This is a genomic window from Pseudomonas sp. SIMBA_068, from assembly GCF_046534705.1.
Lineage (GTDB): Bacteria > Pseudomonadota > Gammaproteobacteria > Pseudomonadales > Pseudomonadaceae > Aquipseudomonas > Aquipseudomonas putida.
In genome coordinates, this window is record NZ_JAWRYI010000837.1 from 1 (window position 1) to 260 (window position 260).

Annotated in this window: 1 protein-coding gene; it reads right to left on the reverse strand. The window is 59.2% G+C overall.

Features of this window, described 5'->3' with window-relative positions:
* Positions 1–260, reverse strand: a 260-nt coding sequence (locus SB756_RS31685) for a hypothetical protein (RefSeq protein WP_410913447.1), incomplete at both ends; no start/stop codon positions are given.

Sequence of the window (260 nt, forward strand, 5' to 3'; positions counted from 1 at the left end):
CGGTGGCATAACCATATTCAAAGGCCAGTACCGCCTCTTCTGACAGCACGGAGTCCCACACCTTGAACTGACCCTGTCCGCTGTGCACGTGGTGCAGAGGGGTATAGGTTGAGCCGTTCGCCTGGTTATGGACTACCGCGTGACGATGGAAGAAGGTTCCGCGACCGGTATCCTCACCCGACAGACGTACCGGAATGCCTTCATCAACCAGCGTGGCGTATGCCAGGTTTTCCGCGCCGCCCCAGTCCAAGGCTTCCTCG